We start from the raw sequence: 22,017 nt of genomic DNA, 5'->3' as shown, positions 1-22,017 counted from the left end.
TGATAGATAAGGGATACAGCAATACTATCTCGCGCCGAGAGCAGTGCTCTCTCACGAATTTTCATTAGCTGATTTTAATAAGATATTGTTTGTATCTGGAGATAACGATGTCTGCCTCGCTTTCTGTCGCAAAACTGACCTTTTTTATCGCTATTCTGGCTGCTGTCGGTCAAGCAACCCAAACCATGTACGTGCCTTCGATTGGGTATATGGCACAAGAATTTTTAGTTTCACCGGCTGCACTACAAGCGGTGATGGCTTGCTATCTTATTCCTTATGGCTTATCGCAATTCGTTTACGGTACGCTGTCCGATCGCATTGGTCGTAAACCTATCATCATTGCAGGGTTGATCATTTATGTACTCGGTTCACTGATTGCCCTTTTTGCACATCAGTATTCTTGGTTTTTGATTGGTAGCTTTGTGCAAGGCCTCGGGATTGGTTGTGGCGGTGCGATGTCCCGCACACTCTCTCGTGACTGCTTTGACGGAGCTGAATTACATAAAGTGAACAGCTTAATCAGCATGTGCCTAATTTTCTCACCTTTGGTGGCACCAGTCTTAGGCGGCTACTTAACGGAAAGTTTTGGCTGGCGTTCAAGCTATTTATTCTTGTCTCTGTTTGCGATTGCGGTCGTGATTACCATGATGACCAGCATGGTAGAAACACTACCTGCGGCTGCGCGTAAGAAAGAGCCAGTATTGCGCAGCTATCACTATGTGTTGTCCGATCGCCGCTTCCAAGGTTACTTAATTTGCCTTGTTGCCACTTTTGCAGGTCTTGCCGTTTTTGAGGCCGCTGCCGGCGTGTTACTCGGTGGTGTACTGGGTTTGCCTGCAACCACAGTGAGTTTGCTGTTTGTATTGCCCATCCCCGGCTATTTAGCAGGCGCGTGGCTTTCTAACTTAATTGCTCGCCACTGGCGTGAAAAAGCCGCCATGCGCGTTGGTTTGATCGCAATCCTCACCGGCTCTCTGGTGATTATGTTGCCCGGCCTACTTGGCCTGACCACCGCATGGTCCTTAATTGGGGGCGCTACCATTTACTTCCTTGGTGCTGGCATTTTATTCCCAGCCGCAACCACAGGTGCACTCTCACCTTTCCCTTATCATGCAGGGACTGGTGGTGCAATCTTAGGTGGCATGCAAAACCTAGGCGCGGGGCTCGCAACACTGTTTGCCGCGATGTTCCCAGCGTCAGATCAACTGCCACTCGGCACCATCATGTTACTGATGTCGGTAGTGGCACTGTGGGGGCTAAAACGCGTTTACACCAAACAGCCACCTTCAGATGAAATGCCTATCGCCATCTAAAGAGAGAAAATTCTCACAGTTCCGCGAATATACCGGATGAGATCAATTTCGCTGCAGAAATGGGGAAATTAAATCTTGTCGTCACCTGAAAAGGCAGTAATATACGTTGCGTGTCACAGTTTTTGAGTGAATCACTCAAAGTGGTACACGTTCCTTTAAGTAGAGGCGCGCTGTTCATGAGTCGCCAGTCGTAGGTTGACCCCGATGATGACTGGTTAAAGGGTACAGCGCCGAAGTGATCGTTGCGTCATCAACGTTCGCTGGGCCAGCATTGAACAAATGCCGGACTGCCATAGTTTGTTGTCTATGGAGCGCTACCTTGAAGGATAAGAAGTGTTATTTCGCTGAAATGTGTTTTTTATCCTGCTGGTAGATCTCCACCTGAAAAGGTGATGTGAGATCCATGAATTTAGCCGTTTATTCTGACTCGATTTACTCGGTCATCCCGCCGCTGCTCGCGGTGCTACTCGCGATTACGACCCGCCGAGTGTTACTCTCTTTAGGTGCTGGCATTGCCGCTGGCGCAGTCATGCTTAACCATTTCTCTCCTCTGAGCACACTACAATACCTGTTCGGTAAGATCAGCGGCTTGTTCTGGTCAGACGGTGCGGCCAACAGCGATAACATCAACATGTTGGTGTTCATGCTACTGTTGGGTGGGTTGATCAGTTTAATGACCGCCTCAGGCGCAACACGCGCTTTTGCAGTATGGGCTGAACGTAAATGTAAAGATCGCCGCAGTGCAAAAGCGCTGACAGGGTTAATGGTATTTGCCTTTTTCATCGATGACTTTTTCCATAGCCTGTCTGTCGGCGCGATTTGCCGCCCAGTGACGGATCGCTTCCAAATCTCGCGTGCTAAACTCGCCTATTTGCTCGACTCTACCGCCGCGCCTGTCTGTGTGATTACACCGATTTCCTCTTGGGGTGCTTACATTATCGCCCTGATTGGCGGAATTTTAGCCGCCCACGAAATGACAGAAATCAGTGCCATATCAGCCTTTGTACAGATGATCCCGATGAACCTGTACGCGGTATTTACGCTGCTTATGGTGCTCGCGGTCATTTTCCTGCCGATGGATATCGGCCCGATGCGCCAACACGAAGCGTGGGCTCGTGAGGGAAAATTATGGGATGAAAGCAAAGGCCGCCCTGCGGGCTTAGATATGGAAGGCGGAGAAACCGCACGCGGCACCATGATTGATATGGTTTTGCCCATCGCGGTACTGACCATCACCACCTTGATTTTCATGATCCAAACCGGCAACGCCGTATTAACCGCTAACGGTGAAGCTTTCTCTTTGATCGGCGCCTTAGAGAACACCAATGTGGCGCAATCACTGGTTTATGCCGCACTGTGCAGCTTAGCGGTCTCGATTATTTTGTCACTGCGCTTAAAACTGTCTGCGCAAACTTGGTTATCCACAGCGCCAAAAGGCGTTATGGCCATGATGCCTGCAATCATCATTCTGCTGTTTGCTTGGACCATTGGTGGCGTTGTGCGCGATCTACAAACTGGCATTTACCTCGCTTCACTGACGCAAGGTAACCTACCGGTTGAACTGCTGCCGGCTTTAGTGTTCGTACTCTCTTGTTTGATGGCGTTTGCCACAGGCACCAGTTGGGGTACTTTCGGTATCATGCTGCCATTGGCGGGTGATATTGCTGCGGCTTCAGACATCAGCCTGATGCTACCCACCCTCTCTGCCGTATTAGCGGGCGCAGTGTTTGGTGATCATGCCTCACCAATTTCCAGTACCAGTATCCTTTCTGCGACTGGTGCGGGTAGCCACCATATTGATCACGTGGTGACTCAGCTTCCGTACGCCATCAGTGCCGCGATGGGTGCATTGCTCGGTTATCTCGCGATGGGCTTACTGCATTCCGTTTGGGCAGGTTTAGCAGCGAGCAGTGTGTGGTTTGTGCTGTTCTGTGCCTTTAACCTACGCCAAAAACGTTGGCAACAGGAACCGGTTGAAGCCTAATTTTTCACACCGCCCACACGGGCGGTGTTTTTTTCTGTCCTGATCATTCCTTGACTGGCCACCAGTCTTTCGGCGGCGTTAACCCCCAGCGCGCAAATTCTTCAGGCTGATAAATGCCTCGTCCTTGACGGTTGATCTGGATCGGAATGTATTTGGCGGGTTCTTGCTTATCTAAAATGCGGGTCACCAGTTCAGCCGCCATTTCACCTTGCTCTAATCCAAATAACACGACCCCACCCGCCGCCTTACCTTTGCCAACGGAGAAATCCCAAAATCCAAATAAAGGTAATCGTGAATGTTGATTGGTCCAACTGAGAATATTTTCCGCAGGAACATGACGCCCAGTGTCATCAATGAGCGTCTGATATAAACCGACGACAATCGCGCCATACCCTTGTTGAGGTGCTTGCTCAATCGCATCGTGCCACTGCACCTCCTTCTCAATCGCGCGGATCTCCACATCCAACCCTAGATTTTTCTTAATCAGCGCATATTGACTTTGCATATACTCCAACGCAATTTTTGAAGTATTCCCCGAGTCAAACAAAACCAGTACGCGATGTTTATCTTGCGGTAATAAACGACCCATTTCTGCCATGTTTTTTACAAACAGTGGCTGCTCTAAAATGCCCGTCACTTGAGCAACTCCCGAATACTCATCCAGCAACTCTCTTGGGTTTGAGTTAATGCCGAGAAACACTATCGAGATCGGTTCGTTGTACAGTTTGGGCAAAAGGTAATACAGTGCGTTGTCATCCCCAAGCACCACCAGCTTAGGTTTTAGCGCCTGATAGGTTTGAAAAGCCCGCTCCGCGGCTGCACTGTATTCTCGCACCGGGATCCGCTTAGTATTCATTTCAAAAAAGTGCAATTGGTGCGGCGGCTTTATCCCTTCTTTTAAACCTTGGATGTAGCTTGCATCCCAAGCATAACCCGAGTGATAACTTTGAATCACCAGAACATCATCTGCCCATGCAGGCATGCAAAAGCACCAGATTAACCCTATCCACCAACGCATATTCTTTCCTCCCTAATGTCATGCAAGTGTAGCCTAGGCTCACCAAACTGCTTGCTTCAAAACACGTTGTGGCTATTAAGGTCTCTTTTCGATCACATCGTTCCTCACTAGCATGTCCTACATTCCATCGAGTCCATCTATACTCAATCACAAGGTTTCTAAAAGAATGCACAAGAATGACCCATCGAAATATAGAAGAAATGGATTCCAATCCGATACTCAGCCGTATCGGCCGCCGCATCATTCTTATCATGGTGATTTTAAGTGGCGCCGTGACGTTATTGATGACCCTCACTCAAACCTACATTGATTACAATCGAGAATTCAATAACGTTGAAGAGCGGCATAATGAAATCAAAACGATTCATGCCGATTTATTGGCAAGCTCGCTGTGGAACTATGATTTGCTGGTTCTCACCCAACGGCTCGAAGGCTTAGTCAATCTGCCGAATGTGGATTACATGGAAATCACGTCGGGTAACTATCGTTTCTCTGCTGGGCAGCCTGTCTCTAGCATGGCTTTAAGTAGCCGCTTTCCTCTCAATTTCACCAACCCTGAAACTCATCAACCCGAAAATATTGGAGAGCTGTATGTAGAATCGGATGCTCAGGGCATCTACAACTATTTAATCCGCCAGTTTCTGGTCACTCTAGCCGTCAATGCGCTCAAAACGGCGATTGTCTGTTATTTGATTTTGTTAATTTTTCACGCCAGTGTGAATCAACGCATTTTTGCCATAGCCCAATTCTTACGTCAGTACAATCCACGTCACCCGAAGAAGCCTCTGCGTTTGCCTTATAACCACTGGATTATGGAAAAAAACGATGAATTACAGTGGCTAGGCGATGAAACCAACAAAATCGCTAATAGCGTCACCACGCTTTACCGGAACATCAAAGCGGAACAAGAACGTTTGGAAGACTTTGCTCAAGCCGCCTCTGATTGGCTATGGGAAACCAACCAGCTTGGAGAGCTGATCTACAGTTCAGAAGCGATGAGCAAAGCCCTAGATCTGACGGATGACACAAAACCCCAAATGACTTTGATTGAGCCACTCAGATCATCCAATGCATTGATGGAGAGCTTGATCCACCAACGTGATTTTTCCAACTGTGAAGTGGAAATCCAACTCCATGATGGCTCACATGCCTACTTGCTCTTTCAAGGCATTGCACGCTATGCCGATCAACAATTTCTTGGTTTTCGTGGCACCGCCATTAATGTGACGTCACTCAAATTGGCTCAACTGAGTTTAGAAATCATGAACCAAGATCTTGAGCAGCAAGTGGCAACCAGAACCGAAGATCTCGAATCCAGCTTAAAACGGTTACAAGAAACTCAGTCTCAATTGATTGAATCAGAAAAGCTGGCGGCATTGGGAGGCCTAGTCGCTGGTGTAGCACACGAAGTGAATACTCCATTGGGGATTGCGGTTACCGCCGCTTCCGTGATTCAAGAGACACGAGAATCCCTATTGCAGGCCTTCAACCAACAAACGTTAACCAGCCAGCAATTTGCCGAATTGATGGAGCGAATGACACAAAGTGCAACCATGTTAGAAAGCAATCTCAACCGCGCTGCACGATTAGTCCGTGATTTCAAACAGACTGCCGTTGACCAAGTGTCAGAAAGCCGAAGTCAATTTAACGTGAAACAAGTGCTGGAAGCCCTTATGGCGAGTTTACACAGTGAGACACGTAAAATTCCCGTCGAACCTCAACTGCATGGCGATGAAGCGATCATCATGAACAGCTTGCCGGGGGGTCTAACGCAAATCATGACAAACTTGGTCATGAACAGCGTAAACCACGCGTTTGCTACGTGCTCTAACCCAATGATTAACATCCAGTTTTATCAAAATGAGCAGAACATCATTATCGAATACACCGATAATGGATGCGGAGTTGGCAAGGAATTACATCAAAAGATCTTTGAACCCTTTTTTACCACCAAACGTGGACAAGGCGGTTCAGGGTTAGGACTCAATCTCGTCTTCAATCTGGTAAAACAGAAACTGCATGGTCGGCTCTCTTTTTCATCCGAACTGGGGCAAGGCGTACATTATGTGATCACCTTACCGCAGGCTTTACCACAAACGGCATTATCCAGTGCCGATATCTGACCCAGTTCAGACCTATAAACCGTCATGTGACAAAGCACATCCACAGCGATTTGGCTGATGTTTGAAAGGACCTAGAGAGGTTAACGGACTTCATTAATCGGGTAACAATTAATCGGGCAACGAGGAGCGAATCGCAATGAACTCATCCCAGTGTTCTAGCAATAACTCCACCAACTTAGGTTCAAAATGTCGGCCTTTTTGCGCCACCAGTTCATTGCGGATTTGCTCATCCGGCCACGGTTCCTTATAAGAACGTCTGGCTCCTAACGCGTCAAACACATCAGCCAGTGCGGTGATACGCCCAGAAATCGGAATGTTATCCCCTTGCAATTGATTTGGGTAACCGCTGCCATCCCACTTTTCATGGTGCGTAGCAGCAATCTCCTTCGCGACATAGATTAAACGTCGTTTCGAACGACTCAGGATATCCACGCCATACTCGACATGTTTTTGCATGATCGCCCACTCTTGGGCATCCAGTTTCCCCGGCTTGTGCAAAATACTATCTGGAATCGCGACTTTACCGACATCATGTAATGGCGAAGCATTTTTGATCATCTCCGCATCCGTATCTGATAACCCATACAAGTGCGCCAATCGCTCACTGAATAAAGAGACACGCTGCACATGTGCGCCCGTTTCTCGGCTACGCGCTTCCACTGCATTGGCAAGGTTATAAACGAGCTCCTTCGAGGTTTCACGCAAATCCACCATCAAATTAATGTTTTCGAAAGTAAGGCCAATGTTGTACATGTAGATTTCGAGAAGTTTTCGGTCTAATTCAGAGAGCGCCTGCTCAAGCTCCACATACAGCACGCTATCAACACCACGATCGTCTTGTTTAAAAAAAACATAAGCGTCACCGTAATCATAAGAACAGCCGTTATTCAGCACTTCTTTACAGCGCGCCTCAACCTCTGTTGGTAAACCTTCGAAGGGGGATTCCACGTATAAATCGACGCATTCTGCAGTGGTGGCGACCGTAAGTGCACTGTACTGCTCACTTCCAGGGTGTGGATTAACGACACAATAAAAAGCGGAGGCATGCAGTTTAAGCAGCGAGGTAAGCTGGCTCAACACTGCCATTGCATAGGTTTGTAGGGTTCTCGTATTCTGCACATTCGCTGACGCTTCAATCACGCGGCTCAGGCCCCGTTTTTGATCTTCAATCAGGCACAAATCACGATAAGCACGCAGCATCGAATAGAGTAAGGTTCTTAGTTTTTGAGTGGTGAGCTCTGTCTTTTCTTTGTAATCATCGATTTCGTAATCTTTAATCACTTTGTCTTCTGGCGCCTGCCCCGCCTGACCAGTGCGTAACACCAAACGAACTTGGCGATTTTGCAATGTATCGCGAATGTATCGCACTAAATCTAAACCGGCATCCTCGGTTTCCATCACCACATCAATCAGAGCTAAGGCAATGTCCGTTTGCTCAGCCATCACTTTTTGCGCTTCAAGCCCCGATAACACCGAAATCAACTCTAGAGAGCGATTTTGAAACTGAAACCCGCTCAATGCTAAACGGGTGATTTGATGCATCTGTTCGTCATCATCAACCAATAAAACACGCCAAGGATCCAAGTTATGTAGCATGGTCTGTTCCTTCGCTACCACCTCACCTTGCCGCATATCTGCAAACAGATCCATGTTCTCTCCATATTCAAACGCTACTGACCTTATTTAGTTTTAGCACAATGATGTGATATCAGCGGGTAATATTCCCTATTTTTCAATGATAATTTTGTTAAGAAAGCGGTTATTGCTTCGTCCTCAAGCCAAATTGGTTATAGTTTCACATCGTGAAGACAATTCATTGTCTAAACTGGTTGGATAAAAAATAAATCGACGTCAGAGGTATTCATGAAATCATTGTTGACTTATTACCCGTTATACAAAATTGTCACCGTGCTAGCGGGGCTACCTATCCTTATTGCGCTGTTGCTCGCCACTGACTATTACATGGGTTATCAAGAACGATCCATCAGTGCTGAACATGATCAAAAAACCGTTCAATTGATCCTTTTGTACGATAACCTCGCACATAATTTAGCACTGGAACGAGGATTAACCGCTGGCGTGATCGGTGCCAAAGGGCAAGGCCCACAGGTCGAAGCTTTACAAAAACAGCGTCAAGAAAGCGATCGACACATTGCCGCCTTACTGGATTTCCACTCTGCGTTATTGGATGCCCGCCTTCTTGAACAATTGAAAGCCGATGTCAAAAGCCAACTCGCGAACTTAAAAAACGTGCGTGAACAAGTTGATGCGTTGAAACTCTCGTTGTCTCCTTTCACTTACTATTCAAACCTCAACCAGCTCGCCATTGATAACAGTTTAATTATGCTCTCAACGATTGATAGTCCTTCAGTCGCCGAGTTAGGAAGCTCCTTGATTTCCATCGTCATCATGAAAGAGCGCGCAGGACAAGTGCGAGGGGCGCTCAATGGTGCATTCGCCAGTAAACGTTCAGATGCCGCGCAGTACACGGCGATTAGCGGTTATATCGAATCTGGCCGCTATGCGGAGCGTTCAGCACTGATGACGATGTCCGATGAACTTGGCAGCAGTTTGAATCAAATGAAAAATACCAGTGTATGGCAAAACGTACTCAACACTCAGCAGAGCTACCTTAGCCAAAAAACATCGCTCGATAACCTACAAGGCCCCGCACCTCAAGAATGGTTTAGTGCAGCAACAGAACAAATTAAGCTCATTAACCAACTGCGAAACAGCATTCAAGCCCAGATGATTGACCTCTCCACCTCTCAGGCTAAGCAAGCAGAAAGCAATAAATGGAGCATACTGCTACTGAGCATCCTCATCGGCTTAGCTTTACTGAGCTCACTCTATTTTTCTGTTCGTAGCCTGAAATCCCGCGTGGGACACCTTACTCAAGGATTGGCACAGATGTCGGCACATCGTGATCTAAGCCAAACCCTCAAAGACACAGGTAAAGATGAAATTTCGCAAATTTCACGTAGTGTCAACGGATTAACCGACAGCATCCGCCGAGTGCTACAACATATACTCAACACCAATGAACACAGCACTGAGCAACTCACACAGATCGTCACCAGCTCTCAGCAACTGGGTCGCAGTAGCCAAGAAACCAATGCAAAATGTTCAAATATCGCTGCGGCGATGACCCAACTATCGCAATCCAGTGTGGAAATCGCCCAATCCTCAGAACGAGCTTTAGAAGAAACTAAACAAATGACCGACAAAGTCATTGCTTGCCAAACGCAAAGCCTGACTTCATTCAGTTCCGTGGAAGCGTTAGTTGAACAGATTGAACAAACTCAAAAATGCATGAAAGATTTGGAAACGGATGCAGAAAACATCAGCAAAATTGTCGATACCATCAATGGGATCTCCGAGCAAACCAACTTACTGGCACTCAATGCGGCCATTGAAGCAGCACGTGCTGGTGAGCATGGTCGAGGTTTCGCGGTGGTTTCATCCGAAGTCCGCGATTTGGCACAGCGCAGTAAATTAGCGACAGAGCACATCAGCCAGCTACTAGCGAATATCTCCTCCAACACCAATACTGCCGTGAAAAACATGGATAAAAGCCGTGAGGCCACACATGTCACCTTTGATTCTGTTTCGACCGTAAAAACCAGTGTTGCAGAACTGGAGTCCGTGATTGAGTTGGTCAACCAACACATCAACAGCATTGCCAACGCCACCACTGAGCAATCGACCGCCAGTGACGCGGTCGATCGTGATGTCGATGTATTAGCCGAAATTGCGCAAAACACGGGATCATTGGCGAATACCATGAACGGCATCGTCAGTGAATATCAGCATGAGATGGAAGAGATTCGCCACCAGTTAACCGAGTTCAAACTTCAATAACTCGGTTAACTAAGAAAATTTAAGGCTCAGGATTGAGGTATAACTGGCGCTGAGATAACAACGTTGCCACCCCAGAGGTGGTCAACGCCGAAATAGATTGCCCCCGGAGCAGTGCTTCGCGAAGCGTGGTACTCCGAATAGCCACTCGCTCAGGGCATGCCATGACAGTCCAACGTTGCAATATCTCCTCAGCTTTGTAGAACTTAGCAAAGTTGAGGAGATTATCAGGCCCCATCACAAAGGTAAGTTCACCATCAGGATACCGTGCTTGTAAACGGCTGAGCACAGCATAGGTGGTCACTGAGCTTTGCGGCGTATACAACTCTTGCTCAACGTCTGAGCGCTGCACTTTATTAGAATCAATATCTGCGATGAATTGATCCAGCAGCTGCAGTCGTTGCTCATAATCGAGCATCACTTTGCCCCAAGCATGAGCAATGCTTGGCACCAACAGAATCAAATCAAAATGCCCGAGCGAATCAATAATGCTTTTGTGGCCTAAGGTCGGCGGATTAAAGGCACTGCCAAACACCGCAATCTTTTTCATTGTGCACCTAGCCGATCAGGAAATACCCTTTCTCGGTTTTCTAATTCAACGATTGCGGTATCATACACCGAAAAATTGACATTGCTTGCAGGAAAGGAACCTATGGAACACAAGATCCGTGAAGAAATGCGCGTACTGCCTTCGATCGATCCTCATTTTGAAATCGAACGTCGCGTGGCTTTTATTAAGCGTAAGCTGACTGACGCTCGCTGCAAATCCCTCGTATTGGGCATCAGTGGTGGCGTTGATTCCACCACCTGTGGCCGCTTAGCCCAACTCGCTGTCGAAGAGCTAAATCAGCAACACAATACTTCTGACTACCAATTTATCGCGGTACGTTTGCCTTACGGCGAGCAAAAAGATGAAGAGGAAGCGCAACTCGCACTCTCCTTTATTCGTCCAACTCACTCGGTTTCCGTCAACATCAAAGCCGGAGTCGATGGTTTGCATGCTGCCTCTCACCACGCACTGGCGAATACCGGACTTATCCCAAGCGATCCGGCTAAGGTTGATTTCATCAAAGGCAACGTGAAAGCGCGCGCGCGCATGGTTGCACAGTATGAAATTGCGGGATACGTGGGCGGATTAGTGTTGGGTACCGATCACTCGGCAGAAAACATCACGGGGTTTTATACCAAATTTGGTGATGGCGCCTGTGACCTCGCCCCCCTTTACGGCCTCAATAAACGCCAAGTGCGTTTGCTTGCAGAAACCTTGGGAGCTCCCACACAACTGGTACACAAAACACCCACCGCGGATCTTGAAGAACTTGCGCCGCAAAAAGCCGATGAAGCAGCCTTGAATCTGACTTATGAGCAAATCGACGATTTTCTGGAAGGAAAACCTGTTCCAGCACACGTGAGTGAACGTTTAATCGCGATTTATCATGCGACTCAACATAAACGTCAGCCGATTCCAACTATTTACGACTAGACGACTTGTTGACCTATATCAAGCCAAGTCTTTCGCTTGGCTTGATGGTCAAAATAACGCCTTGTGTGGCGCAACATACTCGTTACACAAAACCACCTAAAATCTTTACTTTTCAGCCTGATAGTGTGATTCCCTCCTGAATATCAACATCTGATATTTCCCGCATAGGATTCTGTGAACTCTGCTTCATAATTTTTGCAAATGAAATCCGACAATACATACAACTTCAATTAAATATAGGGAATATTGAATGCTGTATGTGGAATTTCTCTTTCTACTTCTGATGCTGTATATCGGGTCACGCTATGGCGGTATTGGCTTAGGGGTTGTATCGGGGATTGGTTTGGTTATCGAAGTTTTTGTCTTCAAGATGCCACCAACCTCACCACCGATCACCGTGATGTTAATCATCCTCGCGGTTGTCACTTGTGCCTCGATTCTCGAAGCGGCTGGCGGCTTAAAATACATGCTGCAAGTGGCCGAGCGTATGCTGCGCAAAAACCCCAAACGTGTCACGTTGATTGCCCCTTTCGTCACGTACGCCATGACATTTATGTTAGGTACGGGCCATGCCGTGTACTCAATCATGCCAATCATCGGTGATGTGGCGCTGAAGAATGGCATTCGACCTGAGCGCCCGATGGCAGCAGCCTCTGTCGCGTCACAAATCGCGATTACCGCTTCACCGATTTCGGCCGCCGTGGTTTATTACTTAGCTCAGATTTCCAATCTCAACCATGACATCACTTTGCTCTCCATTCTGATGGTCACCGTACCTGCAACGCTGTTTGGCACACTACTGATGTCCTTGTACAGCTTAAAACGCGGTAAAGAACTGGAAAACGATCCTGAGTATCAAGCAAGGCTGCAAGATCCTGTCTGGCGCGAGAAAATTCTCAATACCACCGCTACGTCACTGGATGAAACCTTGCCAGCTTCAGCACGTAACTCCGTGCTGCTGTTTATCTCCTCCATTTTCGTGATCGTTTGTATTGCCATGTGGCCTGAAATCCGCACCATTCAAGAAGGCACCAAGCCAATTGGTATGGATATGGTGATCCAGATGATCATGCTGTGCTTTGGCGGTATCATTCTGCTCGCCACCAAAACGGACCCACGTTCTGTACCTAACGGCGTGGTGTTCAAGTCTGGCATGGTTGCTGCGATTGCCATCTTCGGTATCGCATGGATGTCTGACACCTACTTCCAATACGCCATGCCACAATTTAAATCTGGCATCGTGGAAATGGTGACCAACTACCCTTGGACATTTGCTCTGGCGCTGTTCATTGTGTCTGTGGTGGTAAACTCACAAGCCGCCGTCGCACGGATGATGCTCCCTGTTGGTTTAGGGCTGGGTTTAGAGCCTGCACTGCTGATTGGCTTGATGCCAGCGTTGTACGGTTACTTCTTTATTCCGAACTACCCATCGGATATCGCCACCGTCAACTTCGATAACACAGGCACCACCAAGATCGGTAAGTGGTATTTCAACCACTCCTTTATGTCGATCGGCCTGATTGCGGTTATCTCCGCCTGCTGTGTAGGTTTTGTGCTCAGCAAAATCATCATCGGCTAAACCGGGGTATGTAATAAAGAGTAAAGAGCCACGTCATGTGGCTCTTTTTGTTAACAACCACATATTCATTTTCTCTCTATCCAAATGACTTGGCATTGTAGATAGCGGTTGCTACTAATCACTAAAGGCCTCAGAATGGCAGGCTTTGCGCGGATTTGCCGCGTTATTTGATTACTGTTGAGAATGATATATGGGTTTTACCTCGCTCGGTCTGTCTGCGCCAATCCTTAAAGCTATTGAAGAGAAGGGATACAACACGCCTTCACCGATTCAGTTACAGGCTATTCCTGCGGTTTTAGCAGGCAAAGACGTGATGGCCGCAGCTCAAACCGGCACAGGAAAAACGGCCGGCTTTACACTACCAATTTTAGAATTGCTGGCAAAAGGACCAAAAGTTCGCGCTAATAAAGTCCGCGCTTTGATCCTTACCCCAACACGTGAACTGGCCGCTCAAATCCAAGACAATGTACTGATCTATGGCCGTCATCTACCGCTAAGCAGTGCGGTTGTATTTGGTGGTGTGAAAGTTAACCCACAAATGCAGCGAATGTGTAAAGGTGCGGATATTTTAGTGGCAACCCCAGGCCGGTTGATGGATCTGTATAACCAAAATGCGGTCAAATTTGATCAGTTGGAAATTTTGGTACTGGACGAAGCAGATCGCATGCTCGACATGGGCTTTATTCGTGACATTCGTAAGATACTGAAATTATTACCAGAAAAGCGCCAGAACCTATTATTTTCAGCCACCTTTTCGGCCGAAATCCGTGAACTTGCTAAAGGCTTGGTGAATAACCCAGTCGAAATTTCAGTCAGCCCAGCCAACTCAACGGCAAGAACTGTTGAGCAGTGCATTTATCCTGCTGATGTGAAAAAGAAACCGGACATGCTGGTGAAATTGGTCAAAGAGGGGAATTGGCAACAAGTGCTAGTCTTTATGCGTACCAAGCATGGTGCCAACCGTTTAGCGACCTATCTCAACGAGCAAGGTTTAACCGCGGCCGCGATTCACGGCAATAAGAGCCAAGGCGCACGCACCCGAGCACTGGCGGATTTTAAAGCGGGAGAGGTACGTATTCTGGTCGCAACAGATATTGCGGCGCGTGGCATTGATATCCCGCAACTGCCTCAAGTGGTGAATTTTGAATTGCCGAAAATTGCTGAAGATTACGTGCACCGAATTGGCCGAACAGGCCGTGCAGGTGAAGTCGGTAAAGCAATATCCTTGGTAAGTGCCATTGAAGCACCGGAATTATTTGCGATTGAGCGTTTAACACAAGCCTTACTGCCCCGTGTAAATTTAGCGGGATTTGAGCCGACCAACCAACTCCCTGAGTCAAAGTTAGACACTCGACCTTTGAAACCGAAAAAGCCCAAAAAGCCTAAAAAAGTAGAGGGAGCTGGAGAAAACAAAGGTAGCGCAGCTGAAAACAAACCTAAAGCAGGCCACCGTGGCCAGCCTACAGGGCAAGCTCGCACAGCGAAAAAAGGCGGCACTCATTCAGCGCCGAAAAAAACCGCAAACCACCCTCGTCGCAGTTCTTCAAAACCAGTGACAAAATCATCATCGGCTAAACCGGTTTAGATGAGTAACCAATAGCAAAAGAGCCACATCATGTGGCTCTTTTTGTTGCTTCTATCGAGACAAAAGTGATTACTCACGCCCGTAGACGTTGTTCTCTTGCTCTTGAACTCGGATAAATGTTGTACGCTTAGTTAGCTCACGAAGCTCCGCCGCGCCTACATAGGTACAGGTTGAGCGCACGCCACCAAGGATGTCTTGAATGGTGCCGTGTACGCTGCCACGGTATGGCAATAGTACGGTTTTTCCTTCGGCTGCACGGTAACCTGCTACACCGCCAGAATGCTTGTCCATCGCGCTCTTCGATGACATGCCGTAAAATTTCATGAAGGTTTCGCCATCTTTTACGATGAGTTCACCGCCTGCTTCTTCATGACCTGCCAGCATACCCCCAAGCATCACGAAATCCGCGCCGCCGCCGAAGGCTTTCGCGACATCTCCCGGACACGTACAGCCTCCGTCACCGATGATACGACCACCAAGGCCGTGTGCAGCATCCGCACATTCGATAATCGCGGACAGTTGTGGGTAGCCGACACCGGTTTTTACGCGTGTAGTACATACAGAGCCTGGGCCAATGCCCACTTTAACAATGTCGGCACCCGCTAGGATAAGCTCTTCTACCATATCGCCTGTTACGACGTTGCCGGCAGAAATCACTTTGTCAGGAAACGCAGCGCGCACTCTTTGCACGTACTCGACAAGGTGCTCCGAGTAGCCGTTCGCGATATCGACACAGATGAAGATCAACTCATCCGACAGTGCCATGACATCTTTGGTTTTTTGGAAATCCGCTTCCGATGTGCCGGTTGAAACCATGACATTGTTCAGCGTCGCTTTGTCAGCACTTTTCACAAACTCGGCCCAATCAGCCACAGTGTAATGTTTGTGCACTGCGGTTATTACACCATGCTCAGCCAGTGCTTTCGCCATGGCAAAACTGCCTACCGAGTCCATATTGGCGGCAATCACAGGTACGCCTGACCATTGACGACCACTATGTTTGAAAGTAAACTCGCGGGTTAAATTTACTTGAGAACGGCTTTTCAGGGTTGAACGTTTCGGGCGAAACAGGACATCTTTAAAACCTAACTTAAGTTCTTGTTCGATACGCATTGTGTAATTCCTTGATTAATTGACCATTTGTGTCTCTTAGCAGAGTGCGTAGTACCTTCGTTGGCAGACGTCAGTACATTTCGGACACAAAAAAACCGGAGCGTTGGCAGACGCTCCGGTTTTCAGCATTATAGGCCGCGTTTTTTTTCTCTCAAGACTGATATTTGACTTTTTTTTGTGTTACCCTTTCGAAGCTTTCATACCTATTCAGTACGTACTTTTTCCACATCCGACATTCCTCTTAATAAACATTGTGTTAGGTTAATTTCGTCAAATTTACGACAGACTCTTCGCCCCAGAGAAATCGTTTGCTTCACCGCTGAGATCTTAATAACCTGAGCTAGATCACTTTTTAAACCCATTCTGCTTAGCTCAATTTATCACCTACACCAACAAAATCGATCACAGTCACATCACATATAAATAATTCATCGAAGTGAATCATTCGGCGCATTTATTGCTTAGCTTTAACTATCATTACGTTAGATGTGGCCCTTTCAAGGAAAGGAACTGGTGATCTATGGCACATTCACATTATTGGCTGTTAGTTTGCTGTTGTTGGTTAGCTCTACCTGTTTATGCAGGCTCTAGCCCCTATTCATTTTCTCTCAATACGGGATTTAGCCGTATTGATAACTCGGCGAGTACCAATGAAGCTTGGGTGACTCAATTTGGTTATAACTATCAGTTTTCTCCCTTCATCGGTTTAGATCTCGGTTATTCTGGGATGATCGGTAATGGCGCTGAAATGTTGAATATACAGCGGCAAAAGATTGACGTGAAAGTAGAAGGTTTCTACTTCGGAGCTTTCATGGAACAGCCTATCAATAATGTCACCACCCTTTATGCAAGAGGCGGTGTGGCTCGGATGAAGGTGAAAGAGCGCTATGAAGTCGGCTCTATTGAGGATAACCAGCAATTCTCAGGTACCCATCCCTATTTAGGCATTGGCACCAAAGTTCAATCCAGTCTCGACAAAAGCTTGGCACTAACAATGGAATTGAGCTATCAAACTCTCGAACAAGATTATTCGAGCCTCTCTTTTACTGTCGGTGGGCAATATCGTTTTTAACCAACACGAGTGCGATATTTTTTGATAGGCTAAGGCCACATTTACTCTATATCGCCTGTGTTTTATGAAGTTAGCCATTCGAAAGAAACTGTTAGAAAAAGTCGAGAACACAACAGAAACCCCCATGTTAATTCTGTCTGTGGTTTATGTTGTGGTGGCTCTATTGCCTGATATTGCCGTCTTAGCTCCGGATGATTTGGAATTTCTTGATGGTTTACTGTGGATTGTCTGGGGTATTTTTGCGACTGAACTATTAGTTAAAATCACCGTTAGCCCAAAACCCTTACAATATATGGTGCAGAACTGGCCAGATGTCTTGATTGTAGCGATGCCATTTCTACGACCATTACGCTTTTTACGGATTTTATTGGTTCTGCCAAAAGCGTGGAAACAAACCAAATCTGTGCTGCGCCAAAAAACGTTTAGTTTTATCGGTCTCACCAGTCTTTCTACCGTTTTACTCTCTGCTGCTTTTGTTTATTTGGTGGAGAAAGGTACACCAAGCCCAATTAACAGTTATTCAGATGCACTCTGGTGGGCGATGTCGACGATTACGACTGTTGGCTATGGGGACATGTATCCTGTGACAGGATTTGGGCGAGGTGTCGCCGTATTTTTGATGTTAACTGGGATCACTTTATTTGGCTTACTCACAGCAAGTGTCGCCTCCTTTTTTGTAGAAGATGACACATCCAAGAAAGATCACCAATCGATCAACACGCTGTTGGAGAAAAACCAGTTATTGGAAACACAACTGAGCCAATTGGTGGCGGCTCAACGTCCGAAACGACGTTTCCATCTGGCGAGCTATCGTCAACAGCTCGCCCAACGTGAAAATGAGAGACAAAGCCAGAAGCCTAAGACAAAGCGTCGTCGTTTATCTCTTTGATTGTCGCTAACGCATGGTGTGGCGGCGAAATACCGCCACAACGGCAGCTACCACGAGGAAGAAGCAGTAGTAAGAGTAACTCACTACACTCAGCGGCGACATATGGAATATCGAGCCCAGTAGCAGCGCTTGAGCACCATATGGCAAGATACCCTGCATAATACACGAGAAGATGTCCAGTAAGCTGGCAGAACGCTTAGGCGTCACATTATTTTGTTCTGCGAGTTCTTTTGCCACGCCACCACTTACGATGATTGCCACTGTATTATTGGCCGTGCATGCGTTGGTTAACGCGACTAAACCGGCAATCCCTAATTCACTGGCACGCATCTTCTGTACATCACCGTGTGAACGAGCAAACTTATTAATCATTCGGCTAATTTGGTGTGTGAGAAACGCTAATCCACCTTGCTGCTTCATTAGCTCACCCATTCCCCCGATCAGCATCGACAGTAGGAAAATTTCCTGCATATTTCCAAAGCCTGCATACACATCTTTTGTGAGAGCAGATAGTGAGTAGCCATCACTAAAACCTCCGACGCCAGCAGCCATTAACGTCCCGACTAGCAGCACAAGGAACACATTGAATCCCATCACCGCAAGAACGAGGATCGTCAAGTATGGCAACACTTTCAACCATTCAATCTCACTCGTTGCTGGTGATTGTGCGGTTTGGCTACTGAGTGTAAATACCACCAACGCAAGTATTGCAGCAGGCAGAGCAATACGAATGTTTTCTTTAAACTTATCACGCATGTGGCAGCCCTGAGAACGAGTCGCCGCAATGGTGGTATCAGAGATGATGGATAGGTTATCACCAAACATGGCGCCACTAAGCACGACACCTGCCGTCAAACCCAAATTCAACTCTGCCGCTTGAGCAATGCCTAGAGCGACCGGTGCAATTGCTGCAATCGTCCCCATAGAGGTACCCATTGCAGTTGCAACAAAAGCAGAAATCACAAATAACCCAGGCAGAATCAGGCTAGCCGGCAACAGAGCCAAGCCAAGATTTACCGTTGCATCCACACCTCCCGTCGCTTTCGCTACGGCAGCAAATGCACCAGCAAGCAGATAGATGATGCACATCGCCATGATATCGCTATGACCCACACCACGTAGGAACTGTTCAATCGCACGGTTGAGTGATTCTTTACTCAAGGTGATCGCCAACACGACAGCAGGCAACACAGCTACCGGAGCAGGTAACTGGTAAAATGCAAATTCAACCCCTTGTAAAGTGAGATAACTGCCCACTCCCATAAATAGCAGTAAAAAGACCATGAGTGGTAACAGGGCAAGAGCATTGGGTTGTTGGGGCTGTGATGAAGGTGTGTAGTGCATGCAGAAATCAAATCATCTTAACTAAATTGGGCGCAAAGCCTAAAGGCAAGCCGCACACATGTCAACTGTCTAGACGTCCAAACATCCATTTGTTGCACACTTAGACGTAATAATTTTGGGGTTTATTTTTCCCGACAATAGGTATATCAATACCGTAGAATCATTAATAACAGGAATTACTATGCTCAACGTCGTATTTTTTAGCGCAAAATCCTATGATATCACCTCATTTAATCCACTGGTTGACCCCTCACGGTTAGCGCTGCATTTTCATGATTTTCGGCTCACCGAAAAAACCGCACAAATGGCTAAAGGCTGTGAAGTCGTATGCGCTTTTGTCAATGATGATCTGAGCGCGCCGGTTTTAGAACAGCTGTATCAAGGTGGCACACGTTTAATTGCCATGCGCTGCGCGGGATTCGATAAAGTTGATTTGGCCGCCGCGAAAACACTCGGTATTCAAGTAGTGCGAGTCCCAGCCTATTCTCCCGAAGCCGTAGCGGAACATACGGTGGGAATGATGATGTGCCTTAACCGTCGTTTCCATAAAGCCTACCAGCGCACAAGAGATGCTAATTTCTCGCTAGATGGCTTAGTTGGCTTTAACTTTTATGGCAAAACAGTGGGGGTCATCGGCTCTGGAAAAATTGGCGTAGCAACCATGCGTATTCTAAAAGGGCTCGGCATGCAGATTCTCTGTTTTGATCCTTACCCAAATCCAGAAGCGATCACGCTAGGCGCACGCTACGTTGAACTGCCTGAGCTATTTGCTCACAGTGATGTCATCACTTTGCATTGTCCTATGAGCAAAGAGAACTACCATTTGTTAAATGATGTCGCGTTTGAACAGATGAAAGATGGGGTCATGATCATCAACACCAGTCGAGGCGAGTTGTTAGATTCTGCCGCCGCGATCGAAGCTCTCAAACGAGGACGAATTGGCGCATTAGGTTTGGATGTTTACGACAATGAGAAAGATCTGTTCTTCCAAGACAAGTCCAACGATGTGATCGTCGATGATGTCTTCCGTCGTCTTTCCGCTTGTCACAACGTGCTGTTTACGGGTCACCAAGCCTTTTTGACTGAAGATGCGCTCAACAACATTGCCCAAACCACACTCAACAATATTGAGCTTTTTTTCAGCAACCAAACATCAGGCAACGAACTAATTCAATAACTCACGCAGATGTGGCAATAAATCACTGGCCAGAAGCCCTCTCTGGCCATGTGCTTTGGCATCTAAATCGGCGGCGCTACTGTGTAACCATACGCCAAGTTTCGCGGCCTCTGCTAAACCAATTTTTTGGGCTAAGAGCGCCGCAATAATTCCGGTGAGCACATCGCCCATCCCACCACTGGCCATTCCAGGATTTCCTTGTAAGCAAACCGCAATCTCTTTGCCATCATAAACAAGAGTTCCAGCCCCTTTCAGTACCACAACCCCGCCATAACGCTGTTGTAAAGCACGAACCGCTGCAAAGCGATCCTTTTCAATCGCTTCCACATCACATTCCAATAGGCGTGCTGCTTCAACAGGATGTGGGGTAATAATGCGTTGGGCATCATAGTTTGGCGTTAAGGAAAGAAAATACAGAGCATCAGCATCCCATACTTTCGGCACAACCAGTGGACTCAAACGTTGCATGATCTGCTGAGCCTGTGCATCTCTGCCCAAACCGGGACCTAGCGCAAGCGCATCACACCATTGAATACGGTCTTCAAATAAGTGCTGTTTACTCCAACTGGTACTCATCACTTCAGGAGTAATCGTCAACATAGCCGTTACATTGTCCGGATGAGTCATCGCCGCCGTTAATCCGGCTCCCGTTCTGGCACAAGCAGAAGCACAAAGAATGAGAGCCCCACCCATACCCTCATTTCCGCCCACGATCAGTGCTTTGCCATTTTGACCTTTATGGGTACACGCCGCTCTCGGTGGAAGTAAACTGTGTCGTAACTTACCTTCAATCGCGACCACGGACGGCGCATTGTGTTGTGCAAATACTTCTTCAACGCCTAAACCCGCATAATGTAAAGCACCAACATAGCAACGTGCCTGCCCCGTGACTAACCCTTGTTTTAGGCCAATTAAGCTCACCGTATGCTGCGCCTTGATACAAGCACCCATCACTTGACCTGTATCGGCACATAAGCCAGAAGGGACATCAATCGACACAATAGGCTTACCACTAAGATTCAACTGTTCAACCAAAGGTACAACTTGTGGCCGCAGCGCCTCTTTCAAGCCAATCCCAAATAGCGCATCAATAATAACGTCCACGGTTTCAGGCAGTTCTATTTGTGGAGCATAAACCACTCCCCCCAACTCCTTCCATTGTTGATAGGCTTGATGTGCTTCAGGAGGGAGGTTATCTGGATCGCCTAGCTGCCAAACAGTGACGTCAATCCCCATATGCCGCGCTAAAACAGCCACGATATAGCCATCACCTCCATTATTTCCACCACCACAACAAATCAGCCAATGATGACTGGAAGGAAATTGGGCAAAAGCGATCGTAAAAACCGCTTGGCCTGCCCGCTCCATCAAATTGAACAGGTCAAGTCCACGCTCTTGTGCGGCTTGTTGTTCACCTTGTTTGAGCTGCTGTGTCGTATAAAAATGACTGGGTAACGGCATAAGAATATCCAACTGCAG

At 47.3% G+C, this 22,017-nt stretch carries 16 protein-coding genes and 1 riboswitch; of the genes, 10 read left to right on the top strand and 6 right to left on the bottom strand.

Annotated features, from left to right (window positions below):
* The first annotated feature begins 107 nt into the window (after positions 1 to 107).
* Positions 108 to 1,313, top strand: coding sequence for a multidrug efflux MFS transporter EmrD (gene emrD, locus MKA69_RS14820; protein WP_001276504.1), 1,206 nt, complete (start codon positions 108 to 110; stop codon positions 1,311 to 1,313).
* A gap of 152 nt (positions 1,314 to 1,465) precedes the next feature.
* Positions 1,466 to 1,638, top strand: a riboswitch (Lysine riboswitch).
* Positions 1,639 to 1,716: 78 nt separating this feature from the next.
* Complete coding sequence (locus MKA69_RS14815) at positions 1,717 to 3,297, top strand: Na+/H+ antiporter NhaC family protein (RefSeq protein ID WP_055034892.1); 1,581 nt, start codon at positions 1,717 to 1,719, stop codon at positions 3,295 to 3,297.
* A 43-nt stretch (positions 3,298 to 3,340) separates the two neighbouring features.
* Here the strand turns inward: MKA69_RS14815 and MKA69_RS14810 are convergent, their stop codons facing one another.
* On the bottom strand, positions 3,341 to 4,315 hold the full coding sequence (locus MKA69_RS14810) for an ABC transporter substrate-binding protein (protein WP_001267866.1): 975 nt from the start codon (positions 4,313 to 4,315) through the stop codon (positions 3,341 to 3,343).
* 176 nt (positions 4,316 to 4,491) lie between these two features.
* Between MKA69_RS14810 and MKA69_RS14805 the strand changes: the two genes are divergently transcribed.
* On the top strand, positions 4,492 to 6,438 hold the full coding sequence (locus tag MKA69_RS14805; protein WP_305848382.1) for an ATP-binding protein: 1,947 nt from the start codon (positions 4,492 to 4,494) through the stop codon (positions 6,436 to 6,438).
* A gap of 108 nt (positions 6,439 to 6,546) precedes the next feature.
* On the opposite strand, the gene MKA69_RS14800 is transcribed toward MKA69_RS14805, so the two are convergent.
* A complete protein-coding gene (locus MKA69_RS14800) occupies positions 6,547 to 8,088 on the bottom strand; it encodes a DUF3369 domain-containing protein (protein WP_000362862.1) in 1,542 nt (513 codons plus the stop codon).
* Between the two features lie 213 nt (positions 8,089 to 8,301).
* Here MKA69_RS14800 and MKA69_RS14795 point away from each other — a divergent pair, with 213 nt between their 5' ends.
* The gene (locus MKA69_RS14795) at positions 8,302 to 10,299 is read left to right on the top strand and encodes a methyl-accepting chemotaxis protein (protein WP_305848381.1); all 1,998 of its coding nucleotides are present in this window, start codon (positions 8,302 to 8,304) and stop codon (positions 10,297 to 10,299) included.
* A 19-nt stretch (positions 10,300 to 10,318) separates the two neighbouring features.
* On the opposite strand, the gene MKA69_RS14790 is transcribed toward MKA69_RS14795, so the two are convergent.
* A complete protein-coding gene (locus tag MKA69_RS14790) occupies positions 10,319 to 10,846 on the bottom strand; it encodes a nicotinate-nicotinamide nucleotide adenylyltransferase (protein WP_000717531.1) in 528 nt (175 codons plus the stop codon).
* A 102-nt stretch (positions 10,847 to 10,948) separates the two neighbouring features.
* Between MKA69_RS14790 and nadE the strand changes: the two genes are divergently transcribed.
* The 3 genes from nadE to MKA69_RS14775 all read left to right on the top strand — a co-directional run bounded on the left by nadE (position 10,949) and on the right by MKA69_RS14775 (position 14,943).
* Entirely contained in the window at positions 10,949 to 11,779 is an 831-nt protein-coding gene (nadE, locus tag MKA69_RS14785) for an ammonia-dependent NAD(+) synthetase (RefSeq protein WP_158119231.1), read from the top strand.
* 250 nt (positions 11,780 to 12,029) lie between these two features.
* On the top strand, positions 12,030 to 13,358 hold the full coding sequence (locus tag MKA69_RS14780) for an anaerobic C4-dicarboxylate transporter (protein WP_000967514.1): 1,329 nt from the start codon (positions 12,030 to 12,032) through the stop codon (positions 13,356 to 13,358).
* A 190-nt stretch (positions 13,359 to 13,548) separates the two neighbouring features.
* Entirely contained in the window at positions 13,549 to 14,943 is a 1,395-nt protein-coding gene (locus tag MKA69_RS14775) for a DEAD/DEAH box helicase (protein ID WP_305848380.1), read from the top strand.
* 69 nt (positions 14,944 to 15,012) lie between these two features.
* On the opposite strand, the gene MKA69_RS14770 is transcribed toward MKA69_RS14775, so the two are convergent.
* Positions 15,013 to 16,056: a GMP reductase gene (locus tag MKA69_RS14770; protein WP_001217706.1), complete on the bottom strand. Its 1,044-nt coding sequence runs from the start codon at positions 16,054 to 16,056 to the stop codon at positions 15,013 to 15,015.
* A 520-nt stretch (positions 16,057 to 16,576) separates the two neighbouring features.
* Between MKA69_RS14770 and MKA69_RS14765 the strand changes: the two genes are divergently transcribed.
* Positions 16,577 to 17,128 (top strand): outer membrane beta-barrel protein, encoded by a 552-nt coding sequence (locus tag MKA69_RS14765; RefSeq protein ID WP_158119200.1) that lies wholly within the window; start codon positions 16,577 to 16,579, stop codon positions 17,126 to 17,128.
* Positions 17,129 to 17,192: 64 nt separating this feature from the next.
* Positions 17,193 to 18,017: a potassium channel family protein gene (locus tag MKA69_RS14760; protein WP_000761426.1), complete on the top strand. Its 825-nt coding sequence runs from the start codon at positions 17,193 to 17,195 to the stop codon at positions 18,015 to 18,017.
* Positions 18,018 to 18,023: 6 nt separating this feature from the next.
* On the opposite strand, the gene MKA69_RS14755 is transcribed toward MKA69_RS14760, so the two are convergent.
* Positions 18,024 to 19,301, bottom strand: a complete 1,278-nt coding sequence (locus MKA69_RS14755; protein ID WP_305848637.1) for a Na+/H+ antiporter NhaC family protein — start codon at positions 19,299 to 19,301, stop codon at positions 18,024 to 18,026.
* A 241-nt stretch (positions 19,302 to 19,542) separates the two neighbouring features.
* Here MKA69_RS14755 and MKA69_RS14750 point away from each other — a divergent pair, with 241 nt between their 5' ends.
* Positions 19,543 to 20,538 (top strand): 2-hydroxyacid dehydrogenase, encoded by a 996-nt coding sequence (locus MKA69_RS14750; RefSeq protein WP_305848379.1) that lies wholly within the window; start codon positions 19,543 to 19,545, stop codon positions 20,536 to 20,538.
* Here the strand turns inward: MKA69_RS14750 and MKA69_RS14745 are convergent.
* A complete protein-coding gene (locus MKA69_RS14745; protein WP_032470201.1) occupies positions 20,527 to 21,999 on the bottom strand; it encodes an NAD(P)H-hydrate dehydratase in 1,473 nt (490 codons plus the stop codon). The genes MKA69_RS14750 and MKA69_RS14745 overlap by 12 nt on opposite strands.
* Positions 22,000 to 22,017 lie beyond the last annotated feature (18 nt).

Source organism: Vibrio sp. AH4 (assembly GCF_030710545.1).
In the GTDB taxonomy this organism is placed as follows: Bacteria; Pseudomonadota; Gammaproteobacteria; order Enterobacterales; family Vibrionaceae; genus Vibrio; species Vibrio metoecus.
Note: the sequence above shows the minus strand (reverse complement) of the source record. Positions and strands in the feature narration are given on the sequence as shown.

Bases quoted from the DNA above. Each gene is read 5' to 3' on its own strand.
- emrD (WP_001276504.1), top strand. From the start codon at position 108: ATGTCTGCCTCGCTTTCTGTCGCAAAACTGACCTTTTTTATCGCTATT.
- MKA69_RS14815 (WP_055034892.1), top strand. From the start codon at position 1,717: ATGAATTTAGCCGTTTATTCTGACTCGATTTACTCGGTCATCCCGCCG.
- MKA69_RS14810 (WP_001267866.1), bottom strand. From the start codon at position 4,315: ATGCGTTGGTGGATAGGGTTAATCTGGTGCTTTTGCATGCCTGCATGG.
- MKA69_RS14805 (WP_305848382.1), top strand. From the start codon at position 4,492: ATGACCCATCGAAATATAGAAGAAATGGATTCCAATCCGATACTCAGC.
- MKA69_RS14800 (WP_000362862.1), bottom strand. From the start codon at position 8,088: ATGGATCTGTTTGCAGATATGCGGCAAGGTGAGGTGGTAGCGAAGGAA.
- MKA69_RS14795 (WP_305848381.1), top strand. From the start codon at position 8,302: ATGAAATCATTGTTGACTTATTACCCGTTATACAAAATTGTCACCGTG.
- MKA69_RS14790 (WP_000717531.1), bottom strand. From the start codon at position 10,846: ATGAAAAAGATTGCGGTGTTTGGCAGTGCCTTTAATCCGCCGACCTTA.
- nadE (WP_158119231.1), top strand. From the start codon at position 10,949: ATGGAACACAAGATCCGTGAAGAAATGCGCGTACTGCCTTCGATCGAT.
- MKA69_RS14780 (WP_000967514.1), top strand. From the start codon at position 12,030: ATGCTGTATGTGGAATTTCTCTTTCTACTTCTGATGCTGTATATCGGG.
- MKA69_RS14775 (WP_305848380.1), top strand. From the start codon at position 13,549: ATGGGTTTTACCTCGCTCGGTCTGTCTGCGCCAATCCTTAAAGCTATT.
- MKA69_RS14770 (WP_001217706.1), bottom strand. From the start codon at position 16,056: ATGCGTATCGAACAAGAACTTAAGTTAGGTTTTAAAGATGTCCTGTTT.
- MKA69_RS14765 (WP_158119200.1), top strand. From the start codon at position 16,577: ATGGCACATTCACATTATTGGCTGTTAGTTTGCTGTTGTTGGTTAGCT.
- MKA69_RS14760 (WP_000761426.1), top strand. From the start codon at position 17,193: ATGAAGTTAGCCATTCGAAAGAAACTGTTAGAAAAAGTCGAGAACACA.
- MKA69_RS14755 (WP_305848637.1), bottom strand. From the start codon at position 19,301: ATGGTCTTTTTACTGCTATTTATGGGAGTGGGCAGTTATCTCACTTTA.
- MKA69_RS14750 (WP_305848379.1), top strand. From the start codon at position 19,543: ATGCTCAACGTCGTATTTTTTAGCGCAAAATCCTATGATATCACCTCA.
- MKA69_RS14745 (WP_032470201.1), bottom strand. From the start codon at position 21,999: ATGCCGTTACCCAGTCATTTTTATACGACACAGCAGCTCAAACAAGGT.